The organism is Rhodanobacter sp. A1T4, from assembly GCF_014207185.1.
Taxonomy (GTDB): Bacteria; Pseudomonadota; Gammaproteobacteria; order Xanthomonadales; family Rhodanobacteraceae; genus Rhodanobacter.
In genome coordinates, this window is the sequence record NZ_JACHCP010000001.1 from 395374 (window position 1) to 414537 (window position 19164).

Sequence of the window (19164 nt, forward strand, 5' to 3'; positions counted from 1 at the left end):
TGAGCTAGTTTGCTGGAGCGCCGACCTGCGACTGCAGCAGGTCAATGTGCTGGTGCGTTGTGTCGATATCGACGGCCAATAGCGAATAAGTCCATATGCCATCGTGCTTGCTTGCACGCAGATGTATTGCGGCAGAGCCTTTGGGGCCATGCAGTGGAATGATCAGACGGGCCTCGCCATTCTCATTGCTGGTGCTGATATTGCCGGTGGTGAAGTAACTGGTTGCTATGGGCTGGCCCAGAGCAGCGATCACGGCCGGTTCCCTGCTTGCCTGTGTTACCGCCTGTTGATAGGCGCCCGAGTTTTTCATCATGCCGAGCACCAGCACAAAGATGCTGACGAACAAACCGGCAAACAGCGCTGCTGCCATGACGCACAAGACGGGCATGAACCACTTCCAGTGGCGATCCCACCAGGTTCGGCGTCCGATGGTGTTCATTCTTGCTTGTCCCCCGTCGTTGTCGTTGTCGGATCGAGCTTACACAACTCCGCAGCAGCAAACCGACACATGGATTGGACGCGCTAACGCCATTGTTGTCATGCTCGTCATCTCTGTTCCCGGCATAAGGATCATTCCCATGCAATATCGCCGCCTCGGTAGCACTGGTCTGCAACTTTCCGCGTTGTCGTTTGGCGCGTGGGTGACCTTCGGCAAGCAGGTAGGGCGTTCGCAGGCGCGCGAACTGCTGGCGCTGGCGCACGATCGTGGGGTGAATTTCTTCGACAACGCCGAGACGTATAACAACGGCGTGGCCGAGCAGCTGATGGGCGACGTGCTGGCAGACCTGCGTTTTGCGCGCGACAGCTATTGCGTATCGAGCAAGGTGTTTTTTGGTGCGGTGGACCATCCTCTGCCGACCCAGCGTGGGTTGTCGCGCAAGCATGTGATCGAAGCCTGTCATCAAGCGCTGCAGCGGTTGCGTGTCGATTACCTGGATCTGTACTTCTGCCATCGACCCGACCCCGATACGCCGATTGCGGAAACGGTGGCGGCGATGGATACCTTGATCCGCCAGGGTAAGGTGCTTTATTGGGGCACCAGCGAATGGCCGACGGAGGCGATCCACGAAGCACATCGCGTGGCCCGCGAAAATCATTTTTACGCGCCGGTGGTCGAGCAGCCGCAGTACAACTTGCTGCACCGTGAGCGGGTTGAGGTTGAATACGCACCTTTGTATGAGGCTTACGGCATGGGCACCACGATCTGGTCACCGCTGTCGTCCGGCCTGCTAACGGGTAAATACAACAACGGTGTGCCGGCGAATTCACGTATCACCCAGCCGGGTTACGAATGGCTACGCGACAGGGTGCTTGGCAAAGGTAAAGAGCGGGTCGACAAGGTACGCGCGCTGCAGCCGATCGCCGATGAGCTGGGTGTCGAACTCGCGCAGTTGGCAATCGCGTGGTGTCTGCTCAATCCGCACGTCTCCACGGTGATGCTGGGTGCAAGCAAAATCGAACAGCTGGAAAAGAATCTCGGCGCGCTTGACGTGCTGCTGCGTATCGACAAGGCGCTGCAAAAGCGCATCGAGCAGGCGGTCGCGTAGCACACGGTTCTCAATGACCGTTGTCGGCGCGATGAAACTTCGTGCCACGCGTACAGTCCCATGATTGTGGGTAGAGCGTACCTGTGGCATCGATCTCAACGGCTCGGATAACACAAGGGAACAACCATGAAGAACCTGATGCAGTTTCTGGCGAGAAACAGGGGCCTGTTCGTTTTCGTGATTGGCATGGTGATATTCCGCAGCGCGGCAGCGGACTGGAATGTAGTTCCGACCGGCTCGATGCAGCCGACAATCCGCATTGGCGATCGCATCCTGGTAGACAAGGCGGCCTATGACATCCGACTGCCGCTGACTCACGTTTCATTGGTGCATCTTGCTGACCCCATGCGAGGTGACATCGTGGTGCTGGACTCGCATGCGGCGGACGAGAAGCTGGTGAAGCGCGTGATCGGTGTGCCCGGCGACGTAGTGGCAATGCGGAATAACCAGCTCATCATCAATGGCAAACCGGCGATTTACGCTGCAGGGTCGGCGACCGGTATTCGCGATGACGCCAATGATCCGGCGCGCTATGCGCTCGAGAGTGTCGACAACGTCAGCCATGCGATCCGCCTTTCGATTTACCGGCCGTCGCCGATCACCAGTTTCGGACCAGTGAGGGTGCCGCAGGGGCAATACCTGTTGCTTGGCGATAACCGCGACAACAGCGAGGATTCGCGTTACCTGGGATTCTTTTCGCGTGCGGAGATCGTTGGTCGCTCGCGCTACGTGGTCGCATCGCTTGATCCGGGTCGCTATGACTTGCCGCGCTGGAATCGCTTTGGGGCGTCGCTCGACGGTAATTCGCTGAAGTAAATCCGACGGCTCGTATTCGTCTATTCAGGTCGCCGGTCCGGCTCCGCGGCTGACAGTAGGATCGCACAACGAGTCATTTGCCCCGCGAACAGTCGTCGTTCAATAGTTTGCGTGAATCGCAGCGATAGACAACAGTTGACACTTAAATGAGAATCATTATCATTAAAGGCGTCACTGACTTTCTACGGAGCGTGCCATGTCGATTTCCACCCTGTCTCAGTCTCATTCCATTGCGCCTACCATCACGGCGAATGCGCGATCGCTGCAACTGGTGAGTACGCGGGTAGCAGCGACGCCGGATACATCAGCGATTCCTCGAATCTCCAGCCAGTTGCTTCTGGATGGTGGTCGCGAGCTGGTGATTCAGCATCAAGGTGGCGAATACCACCTGCGGCTGACCCGCAACGACAAGCTGATCCTCACCAAATAATTCGTTTCGTAGACGCGCGAGGCCCGTGCTTGCGCGGCTGCATCTGCACCCCGAGGCCCTTGCCAGACCGCCCGCTGCTTGCGGGTTCCAGCCGGCCATCACCGCATGCCCATTACCGCTGGAGGTACCATGTACGGCTGGCTTGATACTTCGCTATGCGCGGCGCGCGCATGGTTTACTGATCCGAGTGAACGCTGCCTGCGCACCACGCCCACGGCACTCGTGCAGTGGTTGCCGTTGCTAGGCAGCGTGTTGTACGTGCCTTCGCGCATGCATGCTGATTCTTCCGCGCGATTGCCGAATGGCCTGCTCAGCGAAAGTCCGTTGCTGACGCCGCTGCTCCGCACGTCTTATCTGCGGGTACTCGGTATGGTCAGTGCGGACGGCCCGCGCGAATGGATCGAATGCCTTGATGTACGTGGCGAGATTCTCGCTGAGCTGCATTTATTGCCCGATACCGACTATCTGGCTTGGGACAACCTGCCCAGCGAAAGCGTTACGATCGATAGCGTGCCGCGATATGGCAGAGCACGGATGTTCCGCGGTGCGGCCACGCATCTGATCCGCTTCCGCTGCCAGTCGCTGGCTACCATCACCTGTCTTGGCGAAGCTTTGCCACCGCGCATCTCGTCGCTGGGACGGGTCATCGCGCAGGCGATTGCGGGCGCGCAGCCACTGTTACTGCATGGATCACCCATGTTGCCGTAAGGGCAATACGTGTGCGTCGGCTGAATCAAACAGCGACGCGCGATCCGCGTACAGCGTGACTGTCCGGCACGCTCGCCGCAGTGTCCGCGGACACTGATCACTGCGTCTCCGACGAGCGCAAAGCCTTACTTTGACTCATTCTTCGCGTTGGCATGTGGATTGCAATGCCCTGTGTGGGACCGCCCGGTGCGCGGTCAGGGATGCATCACATGATTCGCGACACTTCCGCGCAAGACCGTATCGTCGAGGTCAAACCCAACCGCAAGCGCCGGCTGATGCTGATCGGCGGCGGCGTGGTCGTACTGGTTCTGCTGGTATGGCTGGTGCCGGGTATTGGTCGCCTGTTTTCTGCCTCGTCATCGGTCAGCAGTTCACGGCTGTCGTTCGCCGTGGTCGAACGAGGTCAATTCATCAATGACATCGCCGCCGAGGGCAAGGTCGTCGCAGCAGTGAGTCCGACGCTATATGCCACCTACGGCGGCGCTGTCACGTTGCAGGTGCATGCCGGTGACACGGTGAAAAAAGATCAGGTGCTGGCCACCATTGATAGCCCCGAGCTGCGCAACAAGCTGGCGCAGGAGCAGTCCAAGGCCGATGCCATGCAGGTGGACTATCTGCAGTCGCAGGTTGACGCGCGCACCAAGCGCAGCGATCTGCAGAAAGCCTTCGACAACGCGCAGATTGACGAAAAGAGTGCTGAAACCAATCTGGCCCGCGAACAGAAAGCCTTTGCCGCTGGTGCCGCCACCGGCGTCGAAGTCGATCAGTCCAAGGACGCACTGGAAAAGGCGCGCATCGTGCTGGTGCATGCCAAGTCCGATCTGGGAATGAACAACGACAGCCTGAAGTTCAACATCCAGTCCAAGAAGCTCACTCACGATAACCAGATGCTGGTGGTGCAGGACCTGCAGCGCCAGGTCGACAACCTCAACGTCAAGTCGCCGGTCGATGGTCAGGTGGGTCAGCTGTTTATTGCCGAGCGCGCCACAGTGGCGAAGGACGCGCAGTTGCTCAGCGTCATCGATCTGTCTGCGCTGCAGGTGGAGATGCAGGTGCCTGAAAGCTTCGCGCGCGATCTGGGTATCGGCATGGGTGGTGAGATCAGCGGCAACGGCAACGTGTGGAAAGGTCTGGTCAGTGCGATCTCACCCGAAGTGGTCAATGGCGAAGTTGCTGCGCGGCTGCGTTTCGATGGCCAGACGCCGAAACAGCTGCGCCAGAACCAGCGTCTGTCTGTGCGCGTGTTACTCGACAAGCGCGACAACGTACTCACGGTGCAGCGCGGCTCGTTCGTCGACGAATCCGGTGGCAGCTATGCCTATGTGGTGCGCGACGGTATCGCCACCAAAACGCCGATTCGCGTCGGCACCAGCAGCATCGACAAGGTCGAGATACTCGGCGGTCTGAAAGAAGGCGACCGTATCGTTATCTCCGGCACCGACAACTTCAAGAATGCGGCAAAGGTTGCCATCAGTAATTGATGAAGGCGTGGAGCAGGGGGCACGGAACATGCGGTGCGGTGAAATTCCCACCCATGGCACGACCAAGCTCCCACTCCACGAAAAACATAAGCAAGCTCCAATCAAAACGTTCCACGTTCTCCAGTTCACGCTCTACCTAACTACCACCACCGAGGAAACATCATGCTGAAGATGAGCCATCTGTCCAAGGTCTATCGCACCGAAGTGGTCGAGACCTACGCGCTGCGCGATTTCAATATCGACGTGAAAGAGGGCGAGTTTGTCGCTGTCACCGGGCCATCCGGTTCGGGCAAGACGACCTTTCTGACGATTGCCGGTCTGCTGGAAACCTTCAGCGGTGGTGAGTACCACCTCGACGGTATCGAGGTGAGCAACCTCAACGACAACGCACGTTCGAAGATCCGCAACGAAAAGATCGGCTTCATCTTCCAGGCGTTCAACCTGATTCCCGATCTCAACGTGTTCGACAACATCGAGGTGCCCTTGCGCTACCGCGGCATGAAGGCCGCCGAGCGCAAGCGGCGCATCATGGAATCGCTGGAACGCGTCGGTCTGGCTTCGCGTGCCAAGCATTACCCGGCCGAACTCTCCGGCGGTCAGCAGCAGCGCGTGGCGATTGCCCGTGCGTTGGCCGGTTCCCCGCGTCTGCTGCTCGCCGATGAGCCGACCGGCAACCTCGATACGCAGATGGCTCGCAGCGTGCTCGAGTTGCTCGAAGACATCCACCGTGGCGGCGCCACCATCGTGATGGTGACGCATGATCCTGAGCTGGCTGCGCGCGCGCAGCGCAACGTGCACGTGATCGATGGCCAGGTGGTGGATCTGTCGGAAGACCCGCGCTTTCACGGTGCGGTGGTCGCGGCACAGGGCGGCGCCCGTTCGGACTGATCTCATCTGCTGTCTCGCGATGGCCGTTTATCCGTCTATAACCTGAGAGATTCATCCATGCGTGTGAAGTTGCTGCCCGTGCTACTCCTGCTGGCCATCGCTCCCTTGTCGGGTCACGCGGAGGATTTGATGGAGGCCTACCAGCAGGCCATCGCCAATGACCCGGTGCTGAGTACCGCCGATGCCACACGCCTGGTGGTTGCCGAGGGCGTGCCGCAGGCGCGTTCTGCCTTGCTGCCGCAGCTATCCGCCAGCCTTGGGCTGGAGCAGATCCACGGCAGCGACGGCTCGACGGTCGACGCCAACGGCAACTCGGTGACTACCAGCAGCATCGGCCACACCCGCGAGCGAGACATCAGTACCCAGTTGAGTCAGCCGATCATCAACTTCGCCAGCATCGCCACGCTGCGCGCGGCACACGCCACCAGCGATTCGCAGGAGCAGACCTATCGTGCAGCGCTGCAAAATCTTTACGTGCGCGTCGCCTCGGCCTACTTCAACGTGCTGGTCGCGGAGGACTCGCTCGACATCAACAAGGCTTACGAGGATGCGTACAAGCAGGAGTATGAGCAGTCCAGCGAGCGCTTCAAGGATGGCCTTGCCACTGCGGCAGACATGACGCAGTCACAGGCGTACTACCAGTACATCAAGACGCAGCGGATCAGCTCGCAAGACAATCTGAAAGACGCTCTGCGTGGGCTCGAGCAGATCACCGGCAAGCCTACGGGCACCCTGAAAAAACTACGCGACGATCTGCCCATGCAGCCACCTGTGCCAAACGATGCCAAGGCCTGGGTAGATGCGGCGATGGAAACCAACCCGACGATTCTTGCCGGTCACTACGCGGTTACCGCTGATGAGCGGAAGATCACCGCTGCACGTGCCGGCCATCTGCCCACCATCAGCGCCACTCTGAACTATGGCAAGTTCGGCAGCTGGTCCAGTGCCGTGCCTGGCAGTTCCGCCAATGGGCCTGGCATCACCACGGTGGGCCTGGTGCTCAACGTGCCGATCTTCAGTGGCGGACTTACACAATCCCAGGTGCGTCAGGCGATCTACCAGCGCGATGAAGACGAAGGCAATCTCGAAACCTTGCGTCGCCAGGCCGCTCGTGACGCCAACAATTATTTCAACCTCGTCACCGACGGCATCGAGCAGGTCAGCAGCGCGCGTACATCGCAGGAGGCCGCCACGAAATACGTGGCCTCGATGCGCGCGGGCTATGCCATCGGCACGCAAACGTTAACCAACGTGGTGTTCGCCATCCAGACACTGGCCGAAGTACAGAGCCAGTACACCGTCGTGCGCCACCAGTTCATCCTCAACAAGCTGTTGCTCAAGCAGGCTGCCGGGACCGTCGACATGCACGATCTCGAAGACATCAACCGGTTGCTGCAGTGAATGCCGGCCGCCGCCAAAACGCCATGCAGTGGAAGCCTGACCAGCTGAGCGGAGGGCAGAACTGTGTTTGCCTACTATTTTGAACTCGGCCTGCGCAGTCTGCGGCGCAATCCGGTGTTAACCGGGTTGATGATCGTAACGATCGCCTTTGGCGTGGCGGCGTCGATGACGATGTATTCGGTGTTTCGTGCGGTATCGAACAATCCGATTCCGCAGAAATCTTCGCAGCTGTATGCCGTGCAGATAGACAATTTCGGGCCTCAGAACAATCAGAACAGCGAACCGCCTGATGAGCTGGACTATATCGATGCGATGGCACTGCTACGGGCGCACAAGGCTCCGCGACAGACTGCCCTGTACCCGGTGAAGCTCTCGGTGATATCGGATGACGCAAGTCAGTTTCCGATCAGACCGACGACCTATGCGATCTCCAACAATGCTTTCCCGATGTTCGATATTCCGTTTCTGTATGGCGGCGGCTGGGGTGCGGAGGACGACGAAAATCGGGCGTCGGTCGTGGTGATCGGCCGGACGCTGAACGATCGGCTATTCCACGGCGCGAATAGCGTGGGTCGTGAAATCAATCTCAGCGGGCACAACTATCGCATCGCAGGCGTCATGGACAGCTGGGATCCCAAGCCGCTGTTCTTCGATCTGGCGAGTAACGGCGGGTTTGCCGATGCCATCCAGTTGTTTATTCCGATGAGTCGCGCGGTCGATTTGCAGCTCATTACCGCAGGCGGTACGGACTGCGGTGCCCAGAACTACGGAACTGGCTGGGATGCCTTTCTGCGTTCCAGCTGCAGTTGGGTTATTTACTGGGCCGAGTTGCCGAGCAAGGCGGATGCCGATGCCTATCGCCAGTACCTGCGTGACTATGCCGCCGCGCAGCAACGGGCAGGCCGGTATGGCTGGGCTCCCAACGTACGCCTGCGCGATGTATCGCAGTGGCTGGACTATGAACATGCCGTGCCGCCGGAGAGCAAGCTTTCGCTGTACTTGTCGTTGGGCTTTTTGGTGATTTGCCTGGTCAACACGGTCGGGCTGCTGCTGGCCAAGTTCATGCGCCGCGCCTCAGACATTGGCGTACGCCGGGCGCTGGGTGCATCGCGTCGAACGGTGTATGCGCAGTTTCTGATCGAGGGCGCGACGATTGGTCTAGCCGGCGGTGTGCTGGGCTTGTTGCTGACAGGTGTAGGCGTCTGGAGCGTCGGTTTGATCTTTGACGCGCAGATTGCACGGTTGGCCACGCTCGATTTTTCACTGGTCGCGCTGACGCTAGGGGTAGCCGTGCTGGCGACAGTACTAGCCGCGTTTTACCCCACTTGGCGGGCAGCACAGATCGCCCCCGCCTGGCAGCTGAAGTCCAACTGAGGTGATGGTCATGCTGCAGATCAAGCCTGTTCTCGCTGCGCTCAAACGGCACAAGGCAGGTACCGTGCTGATCGGTTTGCAGATCGCGCTGACGCTGGCGATTGTCTGCAACGCGCTTTTCCTTATTCAGCAAAAAGTGACGCATCTTTCGCGGACTACCGGGATTGTCGAAAGCGATCTGTTGACGGTCGGTAGTGAATGGACCAATGCCAGTGGGGTGGAGGTCGGATCTCTGGTTCGCACGGATTTGCAGACTTTGCGCCAACTGCCCGGTGTGGCGGATGTGGGAGTGAGTTACGGCTATCCGCTTCGCGGTGGTGGTTGGAACGACGGCGTAAGTACCAAACCTGATGCCAAGCAATCTGCAGCCTTGGCCTGGCGGTTCTTTGTGGATGACCATGTGCTGTCGGTATTGGGAGCGAAACTGATTGCCGGACGCAACTTTCGTCCGGACGAAATTCGCGTGGTGGACTCGCACAACCTTGTTACGCCAGCGCAGTTGATCATCACCAAGGCTTTGGCCGACAAGGTTTATCCGAATCAGTCGGCTTTGGGCAAACCGCTGTACATTGCAGCTGCGACTTCTCCCAGCACGATCATTGGCATCATTGATCATCTACAAGGAGGTTCGGCGAGCAGTTGGTCCGATGCCATTTCAGACTATGTGGTGCTCGAGCCAAAGCTGCTCACCGACAAGTCAAATGCCTATCTGGTTCGGGCGCAGCCCGGCCAACTGAGCGCGATAACCAAGGTCGTGCGAACCGCACTTTTCAAGACCAATCGCATGCGGATCATTCCCGATGGCGAAGGTGAGGGTGCCGGTGTGCGCAGCTTCGCCCAGGTGCGTGAGCAGGCCTACAAAAGCGATCGCGGCATGGCGATCATCATGAGCGTGATCTGCGCGGTACTTCTGATCATCACCGCTGCCGGCATTGTGGGGCTCACCAGTTTTTGGGTTAGCCAGCGACGCAAGCAGATCGGCGTGCGTAGGGCATTGGGTGCTACGCGCGGGGACATCCTCAGCTATTTCCTTGCGGAAAACTTTCTTATCAGTCTCGGTGGCGTGCTGGCTGGCATTGTTCTCGCGCTCGGTATGAGCCTGTGGCTGGTCATGCATTTCGAGACGCAGCGGCTTTCCCTGCCATACGTGCTGGTTGGTGTGCTGCTGCTTTTGCTGCTCGGCCAGGCTGCCACGCTGGCACCGGCACTGCGCGCCTCGCGCGTATCGCCTGTCGAAGCGACACGTTCGACATGATGGAGGCCTATTAAATGTTTGCCTACTATTTTGAACTCGGCCTACGCAGCCTGCGGCGCAATCCGGCGCTAACCGCGCTGATGGTGATGGCGATCGGTTTTGGTGTGGCGGCATCGATGATTACCTACTCGGTATTTCGCGCCGTGTCGGGCAATCCGATTCCGGAGAAATCCGCGCAGCTGTTCACGCCGCAGATTGACAGCTGGGGCCCGCAGCAGAATCTCAAGGGCGAACCTGCTGACGCGCTGAATTACATCGATGCCATGGCGCTGATGCGTGCGCATCGGGCCCGGCGGCAGACCCTGCTGTATGGAGTGGGTATGTCCGTACTACCGAGTGGCAACGACAGCTTGCCTGTCGCCGCGAACGGCTATGCGGTATACGGCGACTTCTTTCCGATGTTCGAAGTGCCTTTTCTTTACGGTGGCGGCTGGAACACGGCGGACGACGATCGGCGCGCGGCCGTGGTAGTGCTGAGCGAGGAGTTCAATCAGAAATTGTTCGACGGCGCCAATAGCGTCGGCCGCGAAATCACTCTGGATGGGCACGACTATCGCATCGCTGGTGTCACCCGACATTGGGATCCCCAGCCGCGCTTTTTCTCGTTGTTCAACACCAGCGGTTTCAAGGACGCCACGGATTTCTATCTACCGTTCACTCGTGCACTGGATGTGCAGGCTAATCCGGGTAGCAATAGCTGCCGTGGGCATATGGACTTTTCTGGCTGGGACGGCTGGCTGCGCAGCAGTTGCGTCTGGGCCACGCCATGGGTGGAGCTGGATAGTGCGGTGGAAGTTGCGCGCTACGGCAAGTTCCTCGAAGACTATGCAACGGATCAGCAGCGTGCAGGGCGTTTCGCCTGGGCACCCAACGTGCGCTTGCGCAACGTGATGCAATGGCTTGACTACCAGCATGTCGTACCGCCGGAAAGTCGCATCTCGCTGCTGGTGTCGCTGGGCTTCTTCGCGATCTGCCTGGTCAACACCATTGGTCTGCTGCTGGCCAAGTTCCTGCGTCGTGCGGGCGAAATCGGGATACGCCGTGCCTTGGGCGCCTCGCGCCGGGAAATCTATACGCAGTATCTGATCGAGGCGGCTACTGTGGGACTGGCCGGTGGCGTGCTGGGCCTGCTGCTTACCACCGTGGGCATTTCCGGGGTGGGTCTGCTGTTTCAGCCGCAGATCGCGCGCCTTGCGCACCTGGACTTTTCGTTGGTGGCGCTGACCCTGGCTGTTGCGATTCTCGCCACCGTGGTGGCGGCGTTCTACCCCGCCTGGCGTGCGGCGCGAGTGCAGCCAGCCTGGCAGCTGAAATCCAATTGAGGCGGAGACCGGCATGCAGATCAAACCCATTCTCGCCGCATTGCGCCGTCACAAGGCCGGCACCGTGCTGATCGCCTTGCAGATCGCGCTGACTCTGGCGATCGTCTGCAATGCGCTATTCATTATCCAGCAGCGGTTGGCGCATATGTCCGAGCCTACCGGTATCGACGAAGCGAACCTGCTGGTGATCTCCAACCAATGGGCGGGTCATAGGTCGCCGCAAGAGGTCGATGCGCAGATCCAGGCTGACTTGGCCGCCTTGCGACAGTTGCCCAGTGTGCGCGATGCCTCGCCAAGCGATGGCTATCCGCTGACCGGCGGTGGCTGGGACAACTACGTGATGCTGACGCCAGAGCAGATCGAGAAGACCACCGACGCGTCGGTGTATATGGGCGACGAGCATATGCTCGATACCCTGGGCGTGAAGCTGATTGCCGGGCGCAATTTCAACGCTTCCGAAGTCATGCAGATGACGTCGCGCCAAGTGGTGATTCCGCCTGTGGTAATTGTGACCAAGGCCCTGGCCGACCACTTGTTTCCGGATGGCTCGGCGCTGGGCAAGCCGATCTACTCGATGAGCAGCACGCCGAGCACCATCATTGGCATCATCGAACGTCTGCAGAGACAGGACGTCAAGACCTGGAGCAAGCCCTACGCCTACGAGTCCTTGTTGTGGCCGATGCGCGAGGACACAGATGGCCTCTACTACATCGTACGCGCCAAACCGGGCCAGCTCGCCGCCGCCATGCGCGCGGTTCCGCAGGCCCTATACGCGCAAAACCGCATGCGCATCATCGATCCCAAGGACGGTGGCACCTATGCCCAGATCCGCGAACGCATCTATGACAGCGACCGCGGCATGGCGATCCTGATGTGCATCATCAGCGCGGTATTGCTGGCGATCACTGCTGCCGGCATCGTCGGGCTGACCAGTTTCTGGGTCGGCCAACGGCGCAAGCAGATCGGTGTGCGCCGCGCTTTGGGTGCCCGTCGCGGAGACATCCTCAACTATTTCCTTACCGAAAATTTTCTGATCAGCGTGGGTGGCGTGATGGTCGGCACGGTGCTGGCGGTTGGGATCAACCTTTGGATGATGGCTCGGTTTGAGATGGCACGGCTGTCGCTGGCTTACGTGATCGACGGTGTGATCATCCTGCTGTTACTCGGCCAACTTGCCACGCTGGCTCCGGCCTTGCGGGCTTCGCGCGTGTCACCTGTCGAAGCGACACGTTCGACATGACGGAGGCCTGAAATGTTCGCCTACTATTTTGAACTCGGCCTGCGCAGCCTGCGGCGCAACCCGGTGTTGACGGCGCTGATGGTGATGGCGATCGGCTTCGGCGTGGCGGCGTCGATGACGACATATGCCGTGTTTCGTGCGGTGTCAGGCAATCCGTTACCTGATAAGTCAGGTCAGTTGTTCGTGCCGCAGATAGATAACTGGGGGCCGCAGAGTCGCAAGACGGGTGGCGATCTTCCGGAGTCGCTTAGCTACACCGATGCCATGGCCTTGATGCATGCGCACAAGGCCGTCAGGCAGACCGCGATCTATCCGGTCGGTTTCACCCTGGTACCGGTCGATCCATCGAGTCAGCCATTTGCCGTCAATGGATACGCGGCATACGCCGACTTTTTTGCGATGTTCGACGTGCCTTTTCAGTATGGGAGCGGCTGGCAAGGCGTCGATGACGATAATCGAGCCAACGTCGTCGTTATCAGTAATGAACTGAATCAGAAAATCTTTGCTGGCGCCAACAGCGTAGGTCGCGGAATTCAATTGGATGGCCGTGATTACCGTATTGCCGGCGTCGTGGCAGATTGGGATCCGCGGCCGCGTTTCTACGACGTCAACAACGGCAGCGGCTTCGGTGATGCTCCCGATGTGTTCATGCCATTGACGCGTGCGATCGATCTTCAGACCGAAACCCTGGGTAACAACAATTGCTACGGCACCACAGGCCAGGCACCGGGTTGGGACGGCTGGCTCCATTCGGAATGTGCCTGGATTTCACTTTGGGTGGAGCTGCCCGATGCCAATGCCGTGGCGCGCTACCAGTCCTATCTGGAAGCCTATGCCGCCGATCAGCAGCATGCCGGTCGCTTTCACTGGGTGCCAAATATTCGGCTGAGCAATCTCATGCAATGGCTCGATCGTGAACACGTGGTGCCCAAGGAAACGACGGTCTCGTTGGTGCTGGCGCTCGGCTTTCTACTGGTGTGTCTGGTCAACACCATTGGTCTGCTACTGGCCAAATTCATGCGTCGTGCATCGGAGATTGGTGTGCGTCGCGCGCTGGGCGCATCGCGTCGTCAGATTTACACGCAGTTTCTCACCGAGGCGGCGGTTGTCGGTGTTGCTGGCGGTCTGCTCGGTCTGTTGCTGACGGCATTTGGCGTACTGGGTATCAGCCTGGTTTTCGAACCTGAAATAGCGCGACTGGCGCGCCTCAATGTCAGCCTGGTCGGATTTACGTTGCTGGTTTCGGTCGCAGCTACGGTTGTTGCCGCGTTCTACCCCACCTGGCGTGCGGCGCGTGTACAGCCGGCATGGCAATTGAAGTCAAACTGAGATGGCCGGCATGCAGATAAAACCCATTCTCGCTGCGCTCAGACACCACAAGTCCGGTACGGCGCTGATCGCTTTGCAGATCGCGCTGACGCTGGCCATTGTGTGCAACGCGTTATTCATCATTCGTCAGCGTATGGCGCACCTCTCCCGTCCCACCGGTGTCGATGAGGCGAGTCTGCTGGTCATCCAGAATCAGTGGGCTGGTAAACCTTCGACGGATGAAATGTCGTCGTTGATGGCCGCCGACCTGGCCACGTTGCGGCAGTTACCAGGTGTGGCCGATGCCTACGCCACCAATGCGTGGCCACTGGGTAACGGAGGCATCTCGTTCGGCATGGGCTACACGCCCGAAAAGCAGGCATCGGTGACGAGTACGGCCATCTACTTCGCGGATCAGCACACGTTGCCGACGCTCGGTCTGAAGTTGATCGCAGGGCGAAATTTCCAAGCGGATGAAATCAGGCAGGCGAAAGATGTCTCCAGCATGGCGTTGTCGGAAATCATCGTTACCCGGGACCTGGCCGAAAAAATGTTTCCGCGTGGCGATGCATTGGGCAAGGCGGTTTACCTCAGTGCCAAGCCGAGCACCATCGTCGGCATCGTCGAACGCATGCAGGTGCCATGGGTCTACAGTTTTGCCGACAACTGGGCCGAGCGCTCGACGCTGGTGCCTGATCAGCTGTCGACGTTGCGGGGCGACAACTATGTGGTGCGTGTCAAGCCGGGTCAGATGGATGCGGTGTTTGATGGCGTATCAAAGGCTTTATTCGCAGCCAATCGACTGCGCGTTATTTCCCCCCGGGATGGTGTGCAGCGTTTAAGTGATGTACGCACCAAGGCCTACAAGAGTGATCGCGGCATGGCGATCATGATGGGTTTGATTTGCGTGGTGCTTTTGGCGATCACCGCTGCCGGCATCGTCGGGCTTACCAGCTTCTGGGTGGGCCAGCGGCGCAAGCAGATTGGCGTGCGCCGTGCGCTGGGTGCGACTCGACGCAATATTCTCGACTACTTCCTGACCGAAAATCTTTTGATCAGCACCGGCGGTGTGATAGTCGGCTCGGTACTCGCAGTGGGCTTGAATCTGGGGCTGATCGCGTATTTCGAATTGAATCGAATGCCGCTTGCGTATGTCGGCGTCGGTGTCCTTGTGGTGCTTCTGCTCGGCCAACTCGCCACGTTGGCACCGGCCCTGCGTGCCTCGCGCGTGTCGCCAGTGGAGGCAACCCGCTCGGTATGAACACCCTCAAATTTTATCCCATCGAATTTACCTGTCTGATGGCGCCCCAATCCGGAGATACGCATGTTCAGTTATTACCTTGAGCTCGCGCTGCGCAGTCTGAAGCGCAGCCCCGGACTTACCCTTCTGATGGTGCTGGCCATCGGCTTTGGTGTGTCGGCGTCGATGACAACGTACTCGGTGTTTCGCGCAGTGTCGGGTGATCCGATTCCATGGAAATCGTCGCAGCTGTTTGTACCGCAGATCGACATGTGGGGACCGGCCGGACGAGGGGCGGATGGCGAGCCGCCGAACGCGCTGGACTATATCGACGCCGTGGCGTTGATGCGTGATCACCGCGCCAAACTGCAGTCGGCGAGCTACCGCGTGGCGCCAACGATGGAGGTGCCGGGGTCGGGTCGTCATCCGATCAGCATTTCCGGGCATGCGGTTTACAGCGAGTTTTTTCCAATGCTGGACGTGCCGTTTGCTTATGGCAGCGGTTGGTCGGTCGATGCCGATACCAACCAGGCGGCTGTTGTAGTGATCAGCGGCAAGCTCAATCAGAAAATGTTCGATGGCCAGAACAGTGTCGGCAAGACACTGGATATCGGCGGCAAGGATTACCAGATTGTTGGCGTACTCGGTAAGTGGGACCCGCAACCTCGGTTCTATGACGTGGTCGACACTGGCGGATTCGATACCGATACCGATGACGTTTTTCTGCCTTTCACGCGCGCCATTGCCGTGAACATGAACAACGCCGGCAACACTTCTTGCAATAGCAATCCTGCGGAAGCCGGATTCGCAGGAATGCAGCGTTCAAGCTGTGTCTGGATCGAGTTCATGGCGGAGCTGGACGATGCCACCGCCATACAAAAATACCGTGAGTATCTTGACGGCTATGCGCTGGCGCAGAAAAGCGCCGGTCGTTTCACCTGGGCGCCGAACAATCGCCTGCGCGATGTGCCGGCCTTCCTCGATAACCAGCACGTAGTGCCGAGTGACACCAAGGTGTCGCTGTTGGTGGCACTGGGCCTGTTGATCGTCTGTCTGGTGAATACGGTTGGATTGCTGCTGGCCAAGTTTCTTCGTCGCAGCAGCGAGATCGGCGTACGTCGTGCGCTGGGTGCACCGCAGGCGGCGATCTATGCACAGTTTCTTACCGAGGCCGGCATCGTGGGTCTGGCAGGCGGTGTAGTCGGCTTGGTGTTTACGGCGCTGGGCGTGCTCGGCGTCGGCATGGTGCTGCCCAAGGACATTGCCGCGCTGGCGCACGTCAACTTCTCGCTGTTGCTGCTGACCCTTGTCGTCGCGGTGATCTCCGCACTGCTGGCTGGCCTGTACCCCACCTTCCGTGCGTCACGCGTGCAACCCGCGTGGCAGCTGAAATCGAATTGAGGAATCCATCATGAGCACGCATCCGATCCTCGCCGCTCTGCGCCGACACAAGGCCGGCGTCATCCTGATTGCCCTGCAGATTGCGTTGACCCTGGCTATTGTCTGCAATGCGATCTTCATCATCGGTCAACGTGTCGATCGTGTTAACCGTCCCACCGGTATTGACGAGGCGAATCTGTTTGTCATTTCGCAGCAATGGGTGGGCACGCCCGAGGATGGCGCGCCAGACGCTGTCGAAAAAATCGATTCGTTGGTGCGTGCCGATCTGGATACCTTGCGGCGGCTGCCAGGTGTGGAGTCGGTAGCCGCTACCAATTCGCTGCCGCTGTTCAACAGCTCGATGATCAATGGCATCACGCTGACGCCGGACCAGAAAAATTCGACGCTGTCGGCAACGATGTTTCTGGGTGACGAAAAGCTGATGAGCACGCTGGGTGTACAGCTCGTTGCCGGGCGTGCATTCACCGCGGCCGACGTTCAGCACCAGGGATTCCGCGATGACGCGCTGCCGCCCTCGGTCATCGTGAGTCAGGCCGCTGCCGAAAAATTGTTTCCGAACCAGAGTGCGGTGGGCAAGACGATCTACAGCGACACCAAGGGCACCACGATCATTGGCGTTGTCAAGCTGCTGGAGTCGTCCATGGTGGAAACTTTCGGCAATAACTCCGATTACTACACGATAATCGAGCCAGTTCGTCAGGACGGCAACATCTCGCGGTATGTAGTGAAAACCAGGCCGGGCCAGCAGGCCGCGGTGATGGCGGCCGCACGCACAGCACTGTTTTCCGCCAACCCGGAACGGGTCATCGACGAGGATCGTGGCATTCGCAGCTTTGCCGAGATACGCCACGAGGCTTATCGAGCCGACCGTGGCATGGCCATTTTGATGGCGGTGGTCTGCCTGATCATGCTTTGCGTCACCGCGGCAGGTATCGTCGGCCTGACCAGTTTCTGGGTCGGCCAGCGGCACCGGCAGATCGGCGTGCGCCGCGCGCTTGGCGCACGCAAGGTCGACATCCTGCATTACTTCCAGATCGAAAACCTGATGATTGCCGGTGGTGGCGTGGTGGTCGGCGTCGTACTCGCCGTCGGGCTCAACCTGTGGCTGATGAGTCAGTACGAGATGCCGCGCATGCCGGTGATCTACGTGCTGATCGGCATGGTCGCATTGCTGGCACTGGGTCAGGCGGCAGTATTTGTACCGGCACGCCGCGCTTCGCGTGTGTCGCCAATCGAAGCGACACGGGCGGCGTGATGCAAAGCAGGGGCGAGGGGCGAATCGTGAGGGGCAACAGTGACAACGCCGTGGCGCCGGCGTTGCTCACGCCCTGCATATCGACGGCTCACGAACCGACACCCTCGTTGCTTGCTGCTCGTTCCCCCTCTCTATTTTCTGCGCCTTCACCACTCACCCGCACCGGAGCCTGACGCATGTTTGCCTATTACCTCGAACTGGCCCTGCGCAGCCTCAAGCGCAGCCCCGGACTGACCATTCTGATGGTGCTCTCGATAGGTTTCGGTGTGGCCGCATCGATGACGACGTATTCGGTGTTTCGTGCGGTGTCGGGCGATCCGATTCCGTGGAAATCATCACAGCTGTTCGTACCGCAGATCGACATGTGGGGACCGACGGGGCGCGGCGACGATGGCGAGCCACCCGTCGCGATGGACTATACCGATGCGATGAAACTGATGCGCGATCACCGCGCCAAACTGCAGTCGGCGATGTACCAGGTTTCCCCGTCTATCGTTCCGGCCGATGCCAGCAAACATCCGATCAATGTCAGTGGGCATGCCGTATACAGCGAGTTTTTTCCGATGCTGGACGTGCCGTTCAAATATGGCAACGGTTGGAGTGCGGACGACGACGAGCAGCGCGCTGCGGTGGTGGTGATCAGCAGCAAGCTCAACGAGAAATTGTTTGGTGGTGCCAACAGCGTGGGCAAGACGGTCAATGTCGAAGGCAAGGACTACCGTGTGGTTGGTGTGACGAACGACTGGAATCCGCAGCCGCGCTTCTACGATGTCGTTAACAGCGGCGGATTCTCGACCGGTCTGGACGATGTGTTTCTGCCGTTCGAGCGGGCGATTGCGCTCTCCATCCCCAACGACGGCAACACCAACTGCAACGCAATCCCTGCGGAATCGGGTTTCGTCGGCCTGCAGCATTCCAGCTGCGTCTGGATCGCCTACATGGCCGAACTGGATGACGCGGCGACGGCAAGTACATACAAGGCATATCTGGACGGTTATGCGCATCAGCAGCAGCAATCCGGCCGCTTTGCCTGGGCGCCCAACAATCGCTTGCGCAATCTGCCGGACTGGCTGGATTCGCAGCATGTGGTGCCCAGTGACACCAAGGTCTCGTTGCTGGTGGCGCTTGGGTTGTTGATCGTCTGCCTGGTCAACACGGCCGGTCTGCTGCTGGCGAAATTTCTGCGCCGTAGCAGCGAAATCGGCGTGCGCCGCGCGCTGGGTGCGCAGCGCCTGTCGATCTACGCGCAGTTCCTTACCGAGGCCGGGATGATCGGTCTGGCCGGTGGCGTACTCGGCCTGTTGTTGACCGGCGTGGGCGTGGCCAGTGTTGGCTGGGTGTTGCCGAAGGACATCGCCGCGCTGGCCCGGGTGGATCTGATGTTGCTCGCCATGACCCTGCTGATTGCCGTCGTCGCGACGCTGCTGGCTGGCCTGTACCCCACTTTCCGTGCTGCACGCGTTCAGCCCGCGTGGCAGCTCAAGTCGAACTGAGGACA

17 protein-coding genes are annotated in these 19164 nt (G+C 59.4%); 16 read left to right on the forward strand and 1 reads right to left on the reverse strand.

Annotated features, from left to right (window positions below):
* Window positions 1-4 precede the first annotated feature (4 nt).
* On the reverse strand, window positions 5-439 hold the full coding sequence (locus HDE80_RS01790) for a cytochrome c oxidase assembly factor Coa1 family protein (RefSeq protein ID WP_184667291.1): 435 nt from the start codon (window positions 437-439) through the stop codon (window positions 5-7).
* A gap of 139 nt (window positions 440-578) precedes the next feature.
* Between HDE80_RS01790 and HDE80_RS01795 the strand changes: the two genes are divergently transcribed.
* The 16 genes from HDE80_RS01795 to HDE80_RS01870 all read left to right on the forward strand — a co-directional run bounded on the left by HDE80_RS01795 (window position 579) and on the right by HDE80_RS01870 (window position 19159).
* Window positions 579-1547 carry an aldo/keto reductase gene (locus tag HDE80_RS01795; protein WP_184667293.1) on the forward strand — a complete coding sequence of 323 codons (969 nt, stop codon included), beginning with the start codon at window positions 579-581 and terminating at the stop codon, window positions 1545-1547.
* 126 nt (window positions 1548-1673) lie between these two features.
* The gene (gene lepB, locus HDE80_RS01800) at window positions 1674-2363 is read left to right on the forward strand and encodes a signal peptidase I (RefSeq protein ID WP_184667295.1); all 690 of its coding nucleotides are present in this window, start codon (window positions 1674-1676) and stop codon (window positions 2361-2363) included.
* A 196-nt stretch (window positions 2364-2559) separates the two neighbouring features.
* Entirely contained in the window at window positions 2560-2793 is a 234-nt protein-coding gene (locus HDE80_RS01805) for a hemin uptake protein HemP (RefSeq protein WP_184667298.1), read from the forward strand.
* Window positions 2794-2922: 129 nt separating this feature from the next.
* Window positions 2923-3501, forward strand: coding sequence for a hypothetical protein (locus HDE80_RS01810; protein ID WP_184602033.1), 579 nt, complete (start codon window positions 2923-2925; stop codon window positions 3499-3501).
* A 209-nt stretch (window positions 3502-3710) separates the two neighbouring features.
* A complete protein-coding gene (locus HDE80_RS01815; RefSeq protein WP_184602034.1) occupies window positions 3711-4982 on the forward strand; it encodes an efflux RND transporter periplasmic adaptor subunit in 1272 nt (423 codons plus the stop codon).
* Between the two features lie 162 nt (window positions 4983-5144).
* Window positions 5145-5870 (forward strand): ABC transporter ATP-binding protein, encoded by a 726-nt coding sequence (locus tag HDE80_RS01820; protein WP_184667301.1) that lies wholly within the window; start codon window positions 5145-5147, stop codon window positions 5868-5870.
* A gap of 57 nt (window positions 5871-5927) precedes the next feature.
* On the forward strand, window positions 5928-7271 hold the full coding sequence (locus HDE80_RS01825) for a TolC family outer membrane protein (RefSeq protein WP_184667303.1): 1344 nt from the start codon (window positions 5928-5930) through the stop codon (window positions 7269-7271).
* Between the two features lie 63 nt (window positions 7272-7334).
* Window positions 7335-8645: an ABC transporter permease gene (locus HDE80_RS01830; protein ID WP_184667305.1), complete on the forward strand. Its 1311-nt coding sequence runs from the start codon at window positions 7335-7337 to the stop codon at window positions 8643-8645.
* 10 nt (window positions 8646-8655) lie between these two features.
* Window positions 8656-9900, forward strand: coding sequence for an FtsX-like permease family protein (locus tag HDE80_RS01835; protein WP_184667307.1), 1245 nt, complete (start codon window positions 8656-8658; stop codon window positions 9898-9900).
* A gap of 14 nt (window positions 9901-9914) precedes the next feature.
* On the forward strand, window positions 9915-11222 hold the full coding sequence (locus tag HDE80_RS01840) for an ABC transporter permease (RefSeq protein ID WP_184667309.1): 1308 nt from the start codon (window positions 9915-9917) through the stop codon (window positions 11220-11222).
* 13 nt (window positions 11223-11235) lie between these two features.
* The gene (locus HDE80_RS01845) at window positions 11236-12462 is read left to right on the forward strand and encodes an FtsX-like permease family protein (RefSeq protein WP_184667311.1); all 1227 of its coding nucleotides are present in this window, start codon (window positions 11236-11238) and stop codon (window positions 12460-12462) included.
* Window positions 12463-12474: 12 nt separating this feature from the next.
* Window positions 12475-13791 carry an ABC transporter permease gene (locus HDE80_RS01850; RefSeq protein WP_184667313.1) on the forward strand — a complete coding sequence of 439 codons (1317 nt, stop codon included), beginning with the start codon at window positions 12475-12477 and terminating at the stop codon, window positions 13789-13791.
* Between the two features lie 10 nt (window positions 13792-13801).
* Entirely contained in the window at window positions 13802-15031 is a 1230-nt protein-coding gene (locus tag HDE80_RS01855) for an FtsX-like permease family protein (protein WP_184667315.1), read from the forward strand.
* Window positions 15032-15094: 63 nt separating this feature from the next.
* Entirely contained in the window at window positions 15095-16411 is a 1317-nt protein-coding gene (locus HDE80_RS01860; RefSeq protein WP_184602043.1) for an ABC transporter permease, read from the forward strand.
* 10 nt (window positions 16412-16421) lie between these two features.
* Complete coding sequence (locus HDE80_RS01865; RefSeq protein ID WP_184602044.1) at window positions 16422-17666, forward strand: ABC transporter permease; 1245 nt, start codon at window positions 16422-16424, stop codon at window positions 17664-17666.
* 176 nt (window positions 17667-17842) lie between these two features.
* Window positions 17843-19159, forward strand: coding sequence for an ABC transporter permease (locus HDE80_RS01870; RefSeq protein ID WP_184602045.1), 1317 nt, complete (start codon window positions 17843-17845; stop codon window positions 19157-19159).
* Window positions 19160-19164: the final 5 nt, after the last annotated feature.

Excerpts from the sequence above, each read along its gene's own strand:
- HDE80_RS01845 (WP_184667311.1), top strand. The coding sequence starts at position 11,236 with ATGCAGATCAAACCCATTCTCGCCGCATTGCGCCGTCACAAGGCCGGC.
- HDE80_RS01795 (WP_184667293.1), top strand. The coding sequence starts at position 579 with ATGCAATATCGCCGCCTCGGTAGCACTGGTCTGCAACTTTCCGCGTTG.
- HDE80_RS01810 (WP_184602033.1), top strand. The coding sequence starts at position 2,923 with ATGTACGGCTGGCTTGATACTTCGCTATGCGCGGCGCGCGCATGGTTT.
- HDE80_RS01820 (WP_184667301.1), top strand. The coding sequence starts at position 5,145 with ATGCTGAAGATGAGCCATCTGTCCAAGGTCTATCGCACCGAAGTGGTC.
- HDE80_RS01835 (WP_184667307.1), top strand. The coding sequence starts at position 8,656 with ATGCTGCAGATCAAGCCTGTTCTCGCTGCGCTCAAACGGCACAAGGCA.
- HDE80_RS01855 (WP_184667315.1), top strand. The coding sequence starts at position 13,802 with ATGCAGATAAAACCCATTCTCGCTGCGCTCAGACACCACAAGTCCGGT.
- HDE80_RS01825 (WP_184667303.1), top strand. The coding sequence starts at position 5,928 with ATGCGTGTGAAGTTGCTGCCCGTGCTACTCCTGCTGGCCATCGCTCCC.
- lepB (WP_184667295.1), top strand. The coding sequence starts at position 1,674 with ATGAAGAACCTGATGCAGTTTCTGGCGAGAAACAGGGGCCTGTTCGTT.
- HDE80_RS01870 (WP_184602045.1), top strand. The coding sequence starts at position 17,843 with ATGTTTGCCTATTACCTCGAACTGGCCCTGCGCAGCCTCAAGCGCAGC.
- HDE80_RS01805 (WP_184667298.1), top strand. The coding sequence starts at position 2,560 with ATGTCGATTTCCACCCTGTCTCAGTCTCATTCCATTGCGCCTACCATC.
- HDE80_RS01815 (WP_184602034.1), top strand. The coding sequence starts at position 3,711 with ATGATTCGCGACACTTCCGCGCAAGACCGTATCGTCGAGGTCAAACCC.
- HDE80_RS01840 (WP_184667309.1), top strand. The coding sequence starts at position 9,915 with ATGTTTGCCTACTATTTTGAACTCGGCCTACGCAGCCTGCGGCGCAAT.
- HDE80_RS01860 (WP_184602043.1), top strand. The coding sequence starts at position 15,095 with ATGTTCAGTTATTACCTTGAGCTCGCGCTGCGCAGTCTGAAGCGCAGC.
- HDE80_RS01865 (WP_184602044.1), top strand. The coding sequence starts at position 16,422 with ATGAGCACGCATCCGATCCTCGCCGCTCTGCGCCGACACAAGGCCGGC.
- HDE80_RS01850 (WP_184667313.1), top strand. The coding sequence starts at position 12,475 with ATGTTCGCCTACTATTTTGAACTCGGCCTGCGCAGCCTGCGGCGCAAC.
- HDE80_RS01790 (WP_184667291.1), bottom strand. The coding sequence starts at position 439 with ATGAACACCATCGGACGCCGAACCTGGTGGGATCGCCACTGGAAGTGG.